Here is a 15,977-nt window from a genome sequence, read left to right as displayed (position 1 = left end):
GCAAAATGTTCATGAAATTTGTCGGTTTTACTGGTATACTATATGTCATAAGAATGATTCTCAATAATATTTTGTATGCTTCTGAAGGAGGGTTTTTCATGTTACATCCGGTTTCCCAGAATACATCTGTTTTCTATGTCGGCATAGACGACAAGACTATTGACCTTTTCGAGAGCCAGTATCCCGTACCCAACGGCGTTTCTTATAATGCCTATGTGATCCAGGATGAAAAAATTGCGGTGATGGATACGGTGGATCCCCGTGCCACTGCCCAGTGGCTGGAGAACCTCACCGAAGCACTGGGGGAAAAAACGCCGGATTATCTGGTCATCTCCCACATGGAGCCGGATCATGCCGGGAGTATCTGCGCCCTGACGGAACGTTATCCGGAAATGACGCTGGTTGGTTCTGCAAAGGCGCTGGCTATGCTGCCGAATTTTTGCAGGAGCGCACCCCAGAACCCGATTCTTGCCGTAAAGGAGGGGGATACTCTGTCGTTGGGTGCTCATACCCTGCACTTTGTCATGGCACCTATGGTGCACTGGCCGGAGGTCATGGTGACCTATGAGGAGACGGAAAAAATCCTGTTTTCTGCGGACGCTTTCGGAAAGTTCAGCGCATTGGATACAGACGAGCCATGGACGGACGAAGCACGGCGGTATTTCATCAATATCGTGGGAAAATACGGGATGCCAGTGCAGACGCTGCTGAAAAAGGCGGCAAAGCTGGACATCCAGACCATTTGTCCCCTGCACGGTCCTATTCTGACGGGAGATCTGACACCGTATGTGGAAAAATATCAGATCTGGAGCAGTTATACTCCGGAGGAAAAGGGTGTTCTGGTGGCATATGCGTCTATTCACGGCAATACTGCCGAGGGCGCTGCATATCTGGCGGAACAGCTGCGCAGTCTGGGTGAAACGGTTACTGTTCTGGATCTGGCACGGTGCGATGTTGCCGATGCAGTGCAGCAGGCGTTCCGTTATGACAGAACTGTTCTGGCGGCGGCAAGCTATGACGGCGGCGTGTTCCTGCCTATGGAGGAATTTCTCATCCATCTTCAGGCGAAGGCGTTTCAGAACCGTACCATTGCGCTGGTGGAAAATGGATCCTGGGCACCATCGGCGGCGAAGAAGATGCAGTCTTATCTGGATACCATGAAAAATCTCACCGTGCTGGAGCCGGTGGTTTCCATCCGTTCTGCCGTGAAAGCAGAGGACGAGACACAGCTGGCAGCCCTGGCAAAGACGATCCATGAAGCATAATTACATAGGGTTTTCTCTTAGATCCTTTGGGAATGGCGGGAACAAGCCCCGCCCTACACTTCTGGTTTTTCACCTGTGAATGCAGGCGAACACAGTTCGCCTCTACATTTACGTCAAATATGTGATTCGCACGAAAGGAGGTGAAAAGATCATGCAGGAAAATTACGAAGTATGTCATTGCATGGGCGTATCTTATGCGGATATCGAATCTGCTGTGCACAATGCACAGAGCTTGAGCGAGGTGGAGGCTGCATTTCAGAAGGTACAGGAGATCACATCCTGTTCTACCGGATGCGGCGGATGTCACGACAAGGTGCTGGATATCATTGCAGATATCATGAGCAAGTAATGCGATTCCATTTGTACACAGAAAAACCGGCAGTCGGAGCAAATACGCCCCGGCTGCCGGTTGCTTTTTTTATTTTGGATACATTAAGAATGTGTCGAATAGTTCGGCGCTTCCTTGGTGATCTGGATGTCGTGAGGATGGCTCTCCAGGAGACCTGCGTTTGTGATCTGGACAAACTTTGCCTTCTGGTGCAGTTCCTCAATGGTAGGACAACCACAGTAGCCCATACCAGAACGAATGCCGCCCACCAGCTGGAATACGGAATCTGCAACGCTTCCCTTGTAGGGAACACGTCCCTCGACGCCCTCGGGAACCAGTTTCTTTGCACCCTCCTGGAAATAACGATCCTTCGAACCGTTTGCCATAGCAGCCAGACTGCCCATACCGCGGTATACCTTGAAGGAACGACCCTGATAGATCTCAGTCTCACCCGGAGATTCCTCGCAGCCTGCCAGCAGAGAACCCAGCATGACCACATTTGCGCCGGCTGCCAGTGCCTTTACGATATCGCCGGAATACTTGATGCCGCCGTCTGCAATGACTGGAATGCCGTGCTTCATAGCTACCTGTGCTACGTCATAGACAGCCGTGATCTGGGGCACGCCGATGCCGGCAACGATACGGGTGGTGCAGATAGAACCAGGACCGATCCCCACCTTTACAGCGTCTGCGCCGGCAGCGATCAGTGCTTCTGCCGCTTCTGCTGTGGCAATATTGCCTGCAATGACCGGAATATGGGGGAATGCTTCCTTGACCTTTTTCAGAGTGGTCATGATGTTCTTGCTGTGACCATGTGCAGAGTCCAGAACAAGCACGTCTACCTGTGCGTCTACCAGTGCACGGGCACGATCCAGCACATTTGCAGTGATGCCGATGGCAGCACCGCAGAGGAGACGTCCCTTTTCGTCACGGGCAGAGTTCGGGAACTGTACTGCCTTTTCAATATCCTTAATGGTAATAAGTCCCTTCAGATAGCCCTCGTCGTCAACCAGAGGCAGCTTCTCGATCTTGTGCTGCCGCAGGATTGCCTGTGCCTCTTCCATAGTGGTGCCCACCGGAGCGGTGATGAGGTTCTCCTTTGTCATGACCTCGGAGATGGGGCCGTTGTAGTCCGCCAGGAACCGCATGTCACGGTTGGTGATGATGCCCACCAGCTTGCCCACACGGTCTACGATGGGTACGCCGGAGATCTTGTACTTGCCCATGAGCTCGTCCGCATCGGAGACCAGGTGATTTTCCGTCAGGGAGAAGGGGTTCACGATAACGCCGTTTTCCGAGCGCTTTACCTTGTCCACTTCGTCCGCCTGCTGTTCGATGGTCATATTCTTGTGAATGATGCCGATGCCGCCTTCCCGTGCAATGGCGATTGCCATCTGCGCCTCAGTTACCGTATCCATAGCGGCAGTCATGATCGGCGTGTTCAGATGCACATTTCCAGCCAGTGTTGTCCGCAGATCGATCATGTTGGGGGTTACGTCCGATTCCGCCGGAATCAGCAGAACGTCATCAAACGTCAGCCCCTGTTTTCCAAACTTTTCACACAGTTCTGTTGCCATAATGACCCTCCAGTTATCATAAATTCCCGAAACCTTCAGAGCCTGTTCCGTATCTTTTTTCACGCATCTTTTTGGTGAATTTTATTACTATCTGCGTAAAAAATTCTTGCCGGGCAAAATTCCGCCTGCGAATTTTCGCCTTGCAATCAACGAAAATTCACTCAAAAATCTACGCAGAAAAAAGTTACGAAACAGGCTCTTACGGGTTCTGCCATTATCCTGCATTGCCGCAGGAGCTTTTATTATGATTCCCCGTAAAAACCCCTGCGGCAAACGTTAGATTATTATATCTATGATACTCTTTTTTCTCCGATTTGTCAAGAGGTTCGGTCGCTTCGGATGAGATTTTACACCTTTTACAAATTTTCGTCGGGATTTTCGGTGAGAATGCGAACAAAAACAATCCGGATTTTCACATGGTTTAAGAATTGTTTAAGAAACAAACGGTATACTGGAAAATAACAGGAGGACTTCTCACCTCCGTGTTGTTCCAATATACCATTCATCCAGACGGCGGACAGCAATTGTTCCGGTGCTGACATCTGCCGTTGCATGATTCCATTATCGTTTCGTTTGTGTGTACAACACCTCTCTACCATTGTGCAGCAATGATGGAGGGGGCATCCCACCAGCAAACGAAAAGTTATCTTATGATTTAAAAGGGAGAAGTGAGCAACATGAAAAAATTCTCGCACCGTCATGTGCGTAAGACTATGGCAGGCGTTGTGGCACTGTCCATGCTGTGTACAGCAGCTGTTCCCACCATGCTGGCGATTCCGGCAGGTGCAGCAGCATCCAATGCATCCGGTGATCTGAATGCAGACGGCAGCGTCACTGCTGCGGACGTCAAGGTACTTCAGACAGCACTGCTGGGCGGTACGCCCCTGACTGCTGAACAGTATCTGAATGCCGATGTTGTGGCAGACGGCATTGTCAATGGTATGGATCTGGCAAAACTGCGTCAGATGGCGGCGAATACCGACCCGGTAAGCGATGCAATTTATATCCACCTGAACGATGCCGGCATTACGGTTGAGGGTGACACAAAGGGCGTTACTGCTGTTTCCGGCAAGATCGTGACCATTTCCGCTTCCGGTACTTATGTTGTAGACGGCACCATTACAGACGGTCAGATCCTGGTGAATGTACCAGAGACTGATACAGAGGATGTATCTCTGTTCCTGCAGGATGTCGCCATGACCTCCACCACTGGTGCACCGTGTATCTATGGCCAGAGTGCTGCAAAGGTAAAGCTGACCTGCGGCGGCACGAACACCCTGACGGATACGGCAACTGCTGCTAATGCAAGCACAAGCGGTGTGATCTACGGTGCTTGTGATATCACCGTTACCAAGAACAGCACCGGTTCACTGAATATCACCAGTAGCATGAACACTGGTATCAACTGCAAGGATGATATCAAGCTCAATGGCGGTACTGTCAATATCGTTACCGACGTGGACGATACTTCCGATGCAGACGCCATCAAGGCAAATAATACCATTGAAGTAGACGGCGCAGCTGTTACCATCGACTCTTCCGCAGACGGTATCAAATCCTCCAAGGAGAATGTATCCATTCTCTCCGGTACGGTCTCCATTAAGGCTGGCAATGACGCTGTACAGGCGGCAACTTCTCTGGCGATTTCCGGCGGTACGGTTGTGGCCTGCGGTGATCGTGGCTTCACCCTGGATGAAGGCGGCGCACTTGCCATTACCGGCGGTAATGTGATCGCAGCTGCAACAGATTATGCTTTCGGACAGAATGCTGCTGGCACGGCCATGACCATTGATACTTCAGGCTGCACCCAGACCATCATGCAGCTGGATTATGCGGCAGAGTGGAAGAAGGGCAATGCTGTCACCATTCAAAAGAGCGGCAGCACGGTCTATGAAATGACGCCTGTCAAGAAGTTTGACTATGTTCTTGTCAGCGGCAGCGGTCTGGATACATCCAGCACTTATCAGGTATATACCGGCGGCACGCAGATGTCCCACGACGGCTCTGCCGCTGGCGATTTCAAGATGACCGGTACACCTACCGAGTTCACTGGCGTAACAGAACTTTCCGGCGGCAATACTGTGACCACCGGCGATAATGTGGCAACGGCACTGGTATTCAGCGGCAGCACGGTTACTGCAAATAATGCGGCTGGCGAAGCAATCTCCGCTCCGTCCAACCTGACCATTTCCGGTGCGGCCGTAACCGTAACTGCTTCCAGTGAGATCTCCATCAGCGGCGAAAGCGGCAGCGGACAGATCATTGTGAATGTGGACAAGACCGCAGAACCGGAAGGCGTGGTCACCCTGAATCTGGAGGGTGTGACACTCTCCAACAGCAGTGCAGCGCCGATTTATGTAGAATCCATCGGTGATGAAGCGGCAATTTTCGCAAAGAACGGTACGACCAATACCATCTCTGACGGCACTTCTCACACCGATACCTATACAGACAGCGAGGGCAATGTGGAAACTGTCAATGGTGCTATTTTTTCCCGTGATGATCTGAAGATCAAGGGCAAAGGCACACTCGTTGTCAACGGCAACACCGAGGATGGCATTGTCTGCAAGAACGATCTGAAGCTGTGGAACGGCAATATTACCGTCAATGCAGTGGATGACGGCATTGACGGTAATGACTCTGTCCGTATCGGAGACCCGGCAGACAGCACCAACTACGGCACACTAAATGTTACTGTCAATACCAATAATGGCACTACCGGCGGTGACGGCATCAAATCTACCTCCACGGAGACAGACAAGGGCTTTGTCACCATCAGCGGCGGTACAGTCAACATCAACTCCTATGCAGACGGTATTCAGGCAGAGCAGGCATTCACCATGAATGGCGGCGATGTGACCATCAACACCTACCAGGGTTCTGGATTTACTGGCAGTGTTTCCTCCGGCAGCACAGGCGGCTGGGGCGGCGGCTGGGGAGGCGGTATGTCGGACGGCAACTCCAACAAGACCGACATCAGCGCCAAGGGCATCAAGGCAGTTGGTCTCTATGACGCAGCCGGCACCACCTACCAGAGCGGCGGCAATCTGACCATCAACGGCGGTACACTGCACATTGATTCTTCCGATGACTGTCTCCACTGCGCAGGAGATCTGCATGCGACAGGCGGCATTCTGACACTGGCTTCTGCCGACGATGCTTTGCACAGTGACAGCAGCCTGTATATCGGCACAGAGAATGCAGGGACATTTGACGATGTACAGATTTACGTTTCAAAATGCTATGAAGGCGTAGAGGGCGTATATATTTATCAGAACAGCGGTACGGTATATATTGTTTCCACAGACGACGGCTATAATGCAGCCGGCGGCAGTGACAACTCCGGCAGCGGCAATACCGGCGGCTGGGACGGCGGCATGAGCAGTTCCTATGGTGAGGTACACCTCAATGGCGGTCTGGTCGTATGCAACTCTGCAAACGGCGATCACGATGCCTTTGACTCTAATGGCCCTCTCAACATCAATGGCGGTTACTACTGTGCAAATGGTCAGGAACCCATGGACTGCGGTGATGGCTATTCGACCACACAAACCGGCGGCACTGTGATTTCGATGACAGGCGGCAACACCGCTCTGACCACAAGGTATACATTCGTAGATTCTTCCGGAAACGCCATCGTATCTTTCTATTCTGCAAGCGGCGGAGGTCTCGCATACTCGGACAATAGTGCATCTGCACAGTCCGGCGGAACGATTTCCGGCGGCACAGATATTCTGACACAGTCGAGTTATGTTGTGACTGTTGGCGGTGCGATTTCCGGCGGCACAGCACTTACAGCAAGTTCCGGCGGCAACCAGGGCGGCCCTGGCGGCTGGGGTTGATAAAACATACCCTATAATCAGGTAAAGCATACATAAGTATCCCCTCAAAAAAAGCAGCCTCATCGAAAGTGGTAGGGCTGCTTTTCTGTTGCCTGAACGTGATGGGGATGATATCCGCCCTTACGGTTTCGTCCAGAATGACGGAATTTTTTGCAAATAAGATTTACCACTGGAGGCAAGTTTGCGGGCGAACACAGTTCGCCCCTACGAGTTTTCCGTATTGTTTTTGTGGTTGTGGCAATACAAAAGGCGGATATGATCCGCCCCTGTATCAATCGTATTTTGTTTTTACGCCTCTGGCAGGATGGTGAAGAAATGCTGTGCCAGGTGGAACATTTCGCCGGATGCCAGTTCTCTGTAGCCGGTCTTTTCTGCGGGTATGTCCAGATTGGGTGCATCGATCATAGCGGTCATGGGTTCCGGGCAGAAATAGTGCTTTTCGCCCCGGTCATTCCACAAGATCCAGAACTTGTACCCGTCAGAAACGGCATAGCCGATACCCTTTCCGCTGGCGGTGTCAGTCATTTTTACACCACGGAAAGGTTTCTTGTCCAGTTCCAGTATACCGGCGGTATACATGTCATTGTCCACCACACGCTTCACAGGGCAGGTAGTGCCGTTTTTGTATGCCATGTCATAGTCCGACAGGGGCAGGATCTCGCCGGTGGGGAGACAGCGCTGGTTCAGCGTCCACTTTTCCGTCACCGGTACCTGGATGCGGATGTCCTCTTCCTTTGCGCCGTCCACAAAGGGTGCGGCAATGGTGGTATGGGTGGCAATGGAAATGGGCAGTTTTTTGGGGGACTGGTTGATAATGGAGAACTTGTACTCCAGACCATATTCGCTGAGCACGAAGAAGAATTCTGCTGTGAAAGGCAGGGGGAAGTACTGGAAAAACGGGTCGCTTTCGTTGTAGACATAAGCTGTGCGCAGCCATGCACCGTCTTCGTTTGCGGAATAAGCAACAACAGTGTGTTCCCGTTTATGTAAAAAGCCATGGATGTGGTTGTGGAAGGGTGCTGCCTCGTTCACCGGGAGCTGGTACACGGCGTCTGAAGTGCGCAGTACACCGTCAGAAAAACGGTTCGGGAGATACAGCGTGGGCAGACCCCACACCTCTGCGGAATTCCGGATGTCATCCGGCGTGTTGTTTTCATCCCAGCGGAAGAATTCCACGCCGTTTGCATCATCGTGGAGACGCAGCACATTAGAGCCGATGCCCGGTGCGATCAGAGCAGTATAACCGCCGGCAGAGAGCCGGACACACTCCATGCCCTTCCAGTCGATCAGGGTTGCAGTATTTTTCATAGATGGTAGATTCCTTTCTGTTTGGCACGAAATATGCCGTAATCATACAATAACAATTTGATTATATCACATTATGCAAATTCTGTCTAGCCTGGATTTGCAAATTTGGGCATGTTGTACAAAAATGTGGGGAATCTCTTGCTAGGTCTGGTGTGCCGCTGCGTTTGCCCACAATGACGAATTACGAAACGGCGGGAACAAGCCCCCGCCCTACGTTTTGTGGATGGCATCCGTTTGTTGTGCCCCTGTAACCGGCATTTTCAAAACTGCGTGATATGCACCTCGCCGGCGTGGAGCGTTTCCACGTTGCCGAAAGAATCCTGCACCACCAGACCGCAGTCGTCGGCGATCTCCAGAACGGAGACCTTCTTGCGTGTGCCGTCGTCCATGACGAATTCCGCTGTTTTCCCCAGAAGACAAGAGCGCCCCCGATATTCTCCCAGAAACCGCTTTGTGGACAGATCACGCAGGGCATGTTCCAACTCGTATAGAATTGCCGCCAATAACTCCGCCCGGCGGACGTGACAGCCCGGCACTGCTTCTTCCAGTGAAGTCACCTTGTTCCGCAGTTCTGCCGGCAGTGCACTCCGGGTATTGCGGATATTGATACCGATTCCCACTACGGCATGTTCCAGCTTTCCCGACTCCAGGCTGATGTCTCCCTCGGTGAGGATGCCGCAGCACTTTTTGCTATCCAGATACAGGTCATTCACCCACTTGATCTGGATATGCGTGCCGTACAGGGCGTCAATGGCACGGGCAGCCGCCACAGCGGCGCATGCAGTCAGCAATGGCGCATCCTGGAGCGCAATTGCCTGGGACAGCAGCACGGAGAAGTACAGCCCAGAGCCTGCCGGGGAACAAAATGTCCGTCCCTGTCTGCCCTTTCCGGCAGTCTGACAGTTGGCAGTGACGACAGTGCCGTGCGCTGCCCCCTGGCGGATCAGCTTTTTGCAGTAGTTGTTGGTGGAGTCCAGTTCCGGGAATACCAGCAGAGGATGCCCCAGCACCCGGCTGTGGAGAAGGGGCTGGATCGTATCCTCAGTCAGAAGGTCTGCATCCTGGGTGATGCGGTAGCCGGTCTTTTTCTTGGATTCAATGGGAAAGCCTTCTTCTTGCAGGGTGCGGACGGCTTTCCAGACAGCATTCCGGCTGACGCCCAGTTTTTTCGCCATGGCTTCGCCGGAGAGATACTGTCCCTCTGCTTCTGCTAGACATGCGGCAACGGATTCTTTCACGCTCATGTGATAACCTCCTAATTCCTCATTGTGAAACAGCCGGAATGCCGAACAAGCGTTCTCCGTTCCGGCAGGTCTGTTCCAGAATAGTCTGGGTATCTGTACCAAGCACCAGTGCAGCGGCTTCGGCGGTGTAGGGGATCATGGCGCTGTCGCAGCGTTTTCCCCGGAAAGGCACAGGCGCCATATAGGGGCAGTCCGTCTCCAGGAGCAGTTTGTCCTCCGGCACGACAGCAAGCGCTTTCAGGGATTTTTTGGCGTTCTTGAAAGTCAGCACTCCGGTGAAGCCGATGTACATCCCCAATGTCAGCACCTGCCGGGCTGTCTCTGCACTGCCGGAAAAACAGTGTACTACCCCACGGGGACGGAATTCCGTCAAAATCCGGAGATAATCCTCGGTGCAGTCCCGTGCGTGGATGATCACCGGCAGATCCAGCTGCTTTGCCAGATCCAGCTGTTCCCGGAGCAGTTGGATCTGCGCCTCCCGGTCGTAGCCCTCATAGTGGTAGTCCAGACCGATCTCGCCAATGGCGACTACCTTCGGGTGCTTCGCCATTTCTGCCAGCTGTGCCAGATGATCCGCCGGTTCCTGCCCGGCGGTTTCCGGGTGAATCCCTACGGCGGCATAGAGATAGTCATACCGATCCGTCAGCCCGATGCCCTGGGCACTGTCTGCAATGGTCGTTCCGGCGAGAACCGCATGAACTATGCCCTGTTCCGGAAGACGGCGGAGTACCTCGTCCCGATCTTGGTCAAAGGCACTGTCTGTGTAGTGGCTGTGTGTATCAAAAATCTGGGTAAACATAGCGTCTATTTCCTCTTTCAACAAAAATGTGATTTGTTTCATAAAAATGTTCTGCTGTAGGGGCGAACTGTGTTCGCCCGCATATTTCGGGAGTCTTTTCACGGGCGAACGCAGTTCGCCCCTACAGTTTCGTCCGTATGATCCAAAAAATATTACCAGTATGCCATAAAATTGATTTTCGAGCATATTAACAATTCTTACTTGCAATTTCGCACCCTGTGTGCTATACTAAAGAGTACGCCGAACGAATGCCAGCAGGTTTTCCGGTGTTCATATTGTCTCTTTTGTTATCATATCATATTTTATGGGGAAATGCAAGGCAGGACAATCAATGCATAAGGAATCACTGATTAAATCGCGCCTTACGGCTTGGCACACATCTTGCTTGCATATTTTCCGTCATATTTCACAAAAATGCTCGTGAATACACAAAGTATTCACTGCGCTTTTTGTTTCATCTGACGAAAAATCTGACTTCGCAATCTGCGCACCAGATTTAATCAGTGCTTCCATAATTGTCCCCGCAATGTATTTTTATCCGTGAACAAAAGGGATACGCAAATTATGCATTGATTTATACACAAGGAACGTGATATTTCATGGAACTGGAACAGCAAAAACGCTATCGTGCGTGGGCGGAGATCGATCTGTCTGCGCTGGAACAGAATGTCCGTGCCGTGCAGAAGATCCTGCCGGAACAGACTCAATATATGGCGGTGGTCAAGGCGAATGCCTACGGTCACGGTGACGAGGCAGTCTGCAAAAAGCTGTGGGAGCTGGGCGTGCGGTGGTTTGCCGTGTCGAATCTGGAAGAAGCCCTTGCGGTGCGGCAGTACTGCCCCTATGGAGAGATCTTCATTCTGGGCTATACGCCGCCGGAATTTGCCCCGGAATTGTCACGGAATAATATCATTCAGGGCGTGCTGTCCCTGGACTATGCAAAACAGCTCCAGCACTTTGCCCACCAGCCTGTGCGCTGTCATATCAAGCTGGACACGGGTATGGGACGAATCGGCTTCCGCAGTGCCTCCCCGGAGGCTTGCGCCGAGGAACTGCTGCCTCTGTTTTCCCTGGATAGGCTGTCAGTTGAGGGCATCTATACCCACTTTGCCGTGGCGGATTCTCCGGAACAGGCGGATGTTGCCTATACCCAGGGGCAGGAGGAATTTATCATCGCGGTATATGACCAGCTTGCCGCAAAGGGGCATAAGCTGAAGCATCTGCATTTCATGAACAGTGCCGCTTCGGTCATGCGTCCCAATCCCCGGGCAACTCTGGCACGGGTGGGCATTATTATGTACGGTCTGGAACCCAACTATCCGGTGCATGTGCCTATGGAACTGCACCCGGTCATGTCCCTGCGCAGTGTGGTCTCCCACGTGAAAACTGTGGATGCCGGCGCATGTATCAGCTACGGCAGAACCTATACCGCCGACTGTTCCCGCACCATTGCCACAGTGACCATCGGCTACGCTGACGGCTATGCACGGCTTTTGTCGGGCAAGGCAAGTGCACTGGTGCACGGCATGGCATGTTCCATTGTGGGCAGAGTCTGCATGGATCAGCTCATGCTGGATGTGACGGATGTCCCGGATGAAGTAAAGCCCGGCGATGTGGTCACTATGTTCGGCAGGGACGGGAATATGACCATTACCGCTGATGAACTGGCGGCAATGTACGGCACCATCGGCTATGAGATCGTCTGCGGCATTTCCAAGCGTGTGCCGAGGGACGTGGTGGGCGGTTAACCGATGATTTGCGATTGTTCCCTGCGGAATGGGAAAACATGATGTAGGGGCGACCATTGGTCGCCCGCAGGGAAACCATTTGCAGACGGGAAACACGGGCGACCGATGGTCGCCCCTACTACCCAGTCACATCTAAAAATTTATTCCGTTGTAAATGTCCCACTGGGACATTTACAAAATCACATTTGCTGAAAACGGTTTACAAGGGGAAAGCGGTCTTGTCCGCTTTCCCCTCGAAAAGCTATCGCTTTTCTCACCCCTTTTCTCCGCAGCGCAAAAGTATGCGCCAGGGTATTTCGCCGTCTGCGGACGGCGACCAGGGACGCTGTCCCTGGACTCTGCCAGGGCTTTCGCAGCCCTGGACCTGCGCCAGCTGTGCTCAGCTGGACCAGCATGATGAAAAACCTTTTTGAAAACGGGTAGGAAACATTTTTAGATGTTACAGAATAATACAAAGGCGGTATAATAAACAATACACAAATATTTACCGTCTCCGTCCAACAAAAACTCCAAAAGTTTTTAGATGAAAATTTCGTGATTTCTGTTGAAATCGGGCGAAAAATGTTATATAATGAAAGAACATGAAAACAGGCAGTGAGAAACGGGCGCAGCGTGCGCCGCAGGAAAGGAGCATCCATCTGTGAGCGAGATCCATGAAACACCATATGCACTGGGAATCGACGTTGGTTCCACCACCGTCAAGACGGTTCTTCTGACCGAAGAGGGTCAGGTGCTGTCCTCCAGCTATGAACGGCATTTTTCCAAGGTGCGTGAAACCGTCTGCGAAAAGCTGGCTGCGCTGGGGCAGGAATACCCGGAGACACAGCTCCGTGTCAGCATCACCGGCTCTGCTGGTCTGGGACTGGCACAGGCGGCGAAGCTGCCCTTTGTCCAGGAAGTACATGCCGCTTTTCTGGCAGTGAAACAGCGATACCCCGAAGCAGACGTGGTCATTGAACTGGGCGGCGAGGATGCCAAGATCATCTTCCTCACCGGCGGCGTGGAACAGCGTATGAACGGCTCCTGTGCCGGCGGTACGGGGGCATTTATTGACCAGATGGCAACGCTTCTGGATGTCAGCGTTGATCAGCTGGACAAAATGGCGCTTTCTGCGGAGAAAGTCTACCCCATCGCTTCACGATGCGGTGTGTTCGCAAAGTCCGATATCCAGCCGCTGCTCAATCAGGGCGCACGCCGGGAGGATATCGCCGCCAGCATCTTCCAGGCAGTGGTTGACCAGACTGTTTCCGGTCTGGCACAGGGCAGACGGATTCAGGGCAATGTCCTGTTTCTGGGCGGCCCCCTGTCTTTTTTGCAGGGACTGCGCAATGCGTTCACCAAGACACTGGGACTGGACGAGGCACATGCCCACTTCCCGGAGGACGGCAGAACCTTTGTGGCATACGGCAGTGCCCTGTCTGCGGCGGCTCTGACGGAAACCTATACCCTGGAACAGCTGGGCGAACTGCTCCGCACGGCGGAGACCCAGACGGCATTGGTGGCAGATAAGCCTCTGTTCAGCTATCCTGAGGAATACCAGCGTTTCCAGGAACGTCACGCTGCCCATGATGTGGCACGGGGCGATTACCGCACCTATAAAGGCAAGGCGTATCTGGGCATTGACGCCGGCTCTACCACGACAAAAATGGTGCTTCTGTCGGAAAATCACGAGCTGCTCTATGATTTTTATGCGTCCAACAAGGGGCAGCCTCTGGACTGCGTGAAACGGGAACTGACAGAGCTGTATGAGGGCTTGAGTCCCGACTGCATCATCTGCGGCAGTGCAGTTACCGGCTATGGCGAGGATCTCATCCGTGCCGGACTGGGCATTGACTTCGGTATTGTAGAAACCGTGGCGCACTTTAAGGCAGCGTCTTTCTTCTGTCCGGATGTGGATTTCATCATCGACATTGGCGGACAGGACATCAAGTGTTTCCAGATCAAAAACGGCAGCATTGACAGCATTATGCTGAACGAGGCATGTTCCTCGGGCTGCGGCTCGTTTATTCAGGCATTTGCCGTGGCACTGGGCTATGATATTGCGGAATTCTCTAAGCTGGGACTCTTTGCAGAGCATCCTGTGGATCTGGGCTCCCGGTGTACGGTATTCATGAACAGCAGCGTGAAGCAGGCGCAGAAGGACGGCGCAACGGTGGAGGATATCTCCGCCGGACTGTCCGGTTCTATTGTCAAGAATGCCATTTACAAGGTCATCCGTGCCCATAATCCGGAGGATCTGGGACAGCATATCGTGGTGCAGGGCGGCACATTCCTCAACGATGCGGTACTGCGCTGCTTTGAACGGGAGATCGGACAGGAGGTCATTCGTCCTGCCATTTCCGGTCTGATGGGAGCATTCGGTGCGGCACTCTATGCCCAGGAGAAATCCCAGGGTACTAGCACACTTCTTTCTCCGGAACAGCTGCGAGAATTTTCTTACACGGCAAAGGCAGCGACCTGCAAGGGTTGTACTGCTCATTGTGCGCTTAGCATCATCCGCTTCAATGACGGGAGCCGTTTTATTTCCGGCAACCGCTGTGAAAAGGGTGCAGGCAAAAAGGAATCAGAACAGCTGCCGAACCTGTTCGAGTGGAAATACCGGAAGATCTTGTCTCTGACAGAGCACCAGCCGGAACAGCCCAAGGCAACGGTCGGTCTGCCTTTGGCGCTGCATTATTACGACCAGATGCCATTGTGGCATACGTTCTTCACCGATCTGGGCTTTGCCGTGAAATTCTCCGAGGAGAGTACACGGGATACGTATTACAAAGGACAGAGCACCATTCCTTCAGATACGGTCTGCTATCCGGCAAAGATTACCCACGGGCATATCGAAAGCCTGCTGGAACAGGACGTGGATTTCATTTTCTACCCCTGCATGAGTTATAATATTGACGAGGGCGATTCTGACAATCACTATAATTGCCCAGTGGTGGCATATTATCCCGAGCTGCTCATGGCAAACTGCGAGAAGCTGACGCCGGATAATTTCCTCTATCCTTTCCTGGATCTGAACCGCCGCAGCCATGTGGTAAAAACACTGCACACCATGTTTGCACGATATGCCTCCAAAAAAGAAGTAGAGGCGGCGCTGGATCACGGTTTTGCCGCTCTAGAGCAGTACCGGAAAGAAGTCATCGCCCAGGGCGAGGAGATCGTCCGGCTGGCACGGGAGGCAAACAAGAAAATTATTGTTCTCGCCGGCAGACCCTACCATATTGACCCCGAGATCAACCATGGTATTCACAAACTCATCGGCAGTCTGGGGCTGGCTGTCATCACCGAGGACAGCGTGGCGCATCTGGCACAGACACCGGAACTGCAGGCACTGAACCAGTGGACGTATCATTCCAGAATGTACCGTGCTGCCCAGTATGTGACCACCCAGCCGGATATGCAGATGGTACAGCTGGTGTCCTTCGGCTGCGGCATCGACGCCATCACCACAGACGAGGTGCGGCGCATTCTGGAGGACGGCGGAAAGCTTTATACCCAGCTGAAAATTGATGAGATCAGCAATCTGGGTGCGATCAAGATTCGGCTGCGGAGTCTTATTGCAGCCATGGAATAATATTGCAGAGAAATTTCTGTTTATTGATATCATGCCCCTTTATCGCCTGTCGGCGGTTCACCTTTTCCTTTCAGGGGAGAGACACCATTGTGCAGTAATGGTGCAGGTGTTATTTGATGGGCGAACAATGTTCGCCCCTACGATTACGTCACGCTTAAAACTTTGTTTCAGCGATGAATTGGCTGCATTCTGAAAGCCCAAGTCAAAGCAAGCGCGAAGAAAGTCAAGTTATCGTGCCCGGCAAAAGTGCGGAAAAGGGGTGAGGGGTGAAGGGAAAGAGAGTGCAGAGGGAAAA

At 52.6% G+C, this 15,977-nt stretch carries 9 protein-coding genes; 5 read left to right on the top strand and 4 right to left on the bottom strand.

Annotated features, from left to right (window positions below):
• Positions 1-98: 98 nt before the first annotated feature.
• Both QZ375_RS10130 and QZ375_RS10125 read left to right on the top strand, forming a co-directional pair.
• Complete coding sequence (locus QZ375_RS10130) at positions 99-1,265, top strand: FprA family A-type flavoprotein (RefSeq protein ID WP_295218633.1); 1,167 nt, start codon at positions 99-101, stop codon at positions 1,263-1,265.
• A gap of 151 nt (positions 1,266-1,416) precedes the next feature.
• Positions 1,417-1,614: a (2Fe-2S)-binding protein gene (locus QZ375_RS10125; RefSeq protein WP_295218630.1), complete on the top strand. Its 198-nt coding sequence runs from the start codon at positions 1,417-1,419 to the stop codon at positions 1,612-1,614.
• Positions 1,615-1,697: 83 nt separating this feature from the next.
• On the opposite strand, the gene guaB is transcribed toward QZ375_RS10125, so the two are convergent.
• Positions 1,698-3,170, bottom strand: coding sequence for an IMP dehydrogenase (gene guaB, locus QZ375_RS10120; RefSeq protein ID WP_295218628.1), 1,473 nt, complete (start codon positions 3,168-3,170; stop codon positions 1,698-1,700).
• 677 nt (positions 3,171-3,847) lie between these two features.
• Between guaB and QZ375_RS10115 the strand changes: the two genes are divergently transcribed.
• Positions 3,848-7,012, top strand: a complete 3,165-nt coding sequence (locus QZ375_RS10115; protein ID WP_295218625.1) for a carbohydrate-binding domain-containing protein — start codon at positions 3,848-3,850, stop codon at positions 7,010-7,012.
• A 288-nt stretch (positions 7,013-7,300) separates the two neighbouring features.
• On the opposite strand, the gene QZ375_RS10110 is transcribed toward QZ375_RS10115, so the two are convergent.
• From QZ375_RS10110 to QZ375_RS10100, 3 genes are all read right to left on the bottom strand, one after another.
• Positions 7,301-8,320, bottom strand: coding sequence for an aldose 1-epimerase (locus tag QZ375_RS10110; protein ID WP_295218622.1), 1,020 nt, complete (start codon positions 8,318-8,320; stop codon positions 7,301-7,303).
• 260 nt (positions 8,321-8,580) lie between these two features.
• Positions 8,581-9,564, bottom strand: a complete 984-nt coding sequence (locus QZ375_RS10105) for a biotin--[acetyl-CoA-carboxylase] ligase (RefSeq protein ID WP_295218619.1) — start codon at positions 9,562-9,564, stop codon at positions 8,581-8,583.
• A 19-nt stretch (positions 9,565-9,583) separates the two neighbouring features.
• The gene (locus QZ375_RS10100; RefSeq protein WP_295218616.1) at positions 9,584-10,405 is read right to left on the bottom strand and encodes a TatD family hydrolase; all 822 of its coding nucleotides are present in this window, start codon (positions 10,403-10,405) and stop codon (positions 9,584-9,586) included.
• Positions 10,406-10,962: 557 nt separating this feature from the next.
• Between QZ375_RS10100 and alr the strand changes: the two genes are divergently transcribed.
• Both alr and QZ375_RS10090 read left to right on the top strand, forming a co-directional pair.
• Positions 10,963-12,111, top strand: a complete 1,149-nt coding sequence (alr, locus tag QZ375_RS10095; RefSeq protein WP_295218613.1) for an alanine racemase — start codon at positions 10,963-10,965, stop codon at positions 12,109-12,111.
• Positions 12,112-12,751: 640 nt separating this feature from the next.
• Entirely contained in the window at positions 12,752-15,682 is a 2,931-nt protein-coding gene (locus tag QZ375_RS10090) for an acyl-CoA dehydratase activase (RefSeq protein WP_295218610.1), read from the top strand.
• Positions 15,683-15,977 lie beyond the last annotated feature (295 nt).

This window comes from Ruminococcus sp., assembly GCF_019417665.1.
Classification (GTDB): Bacteria; Bacillota; Clostridia; order Oscillospirales; family Ruminococcaceae; genus Ruminococcus_C.
Note: the sequence above shows the minus strand (reverse complement) of the source record. Positions and strands in the feature narration are given on the sequence as shown.

What these genes read in the sequence shown, in the direction of transcription:
- QZ375_RS10130 (WP_295218633.1), top strand. Translation starts at nt 99, where the DNA reads ATGTTACATCCGGTTTCCCAGAATACATCTGTTTTCTATGTCGGCATA.
- QZ375_RS10125 (WP_295218630.1), top strand. Translation starts at nt 1,417, where the DNA reads ATGCAGGAAAATTACGAAGTATGTCATTGCATGGGCGTATCTTATGCG.
- guaB (WP_295218628.1), bottom strand. Translation starts at nt 3,170, where the DNA reads ATGGCAACAGAACTGTGTGAAAAGTTTGGAAAACAGGGGCTGACGTTT.
- QZ375_RS10115 (WP_295218625.1), top strand. Translation starts at nt 3,848, where the DNA reads ATGAAAAAATTCTCGCACCGTCATGTGCGTAAGACTATGGCAGGCGTT.
- QZ375_RS10110 (WP_295218622.1), bottom strand. Translation starts at nt 8,320, where the DNA reads ATGAAAAATACTGCAACCCTGATCGACTGGAAGGGCATGGAGTGTGTC.
- QZ375_RS10105 (WP_295218619.1), bottom strand. Translation starts at nt 9,564, where the DNA reads ATGAGCGTGAAAGAATCCGTTGCCGCATGTCTAGCAGAAGCAGAGGGA.
- QZ375_RS10100 (WP_295218616.1), bottom strand. Translation starts at nt 10,405, where the DNA reads ATGAAACAAATCACATTTTTGTTGAAAGAGGAAATAGACGCTATGTTT.
- alr (WP_295218613.1), top strand. Translation starts at nt 10,963, where the DNA reads ATGGAACTGGAACAGCAAAAACGCTATCGTGCGTGGGCGGAGATCGAT.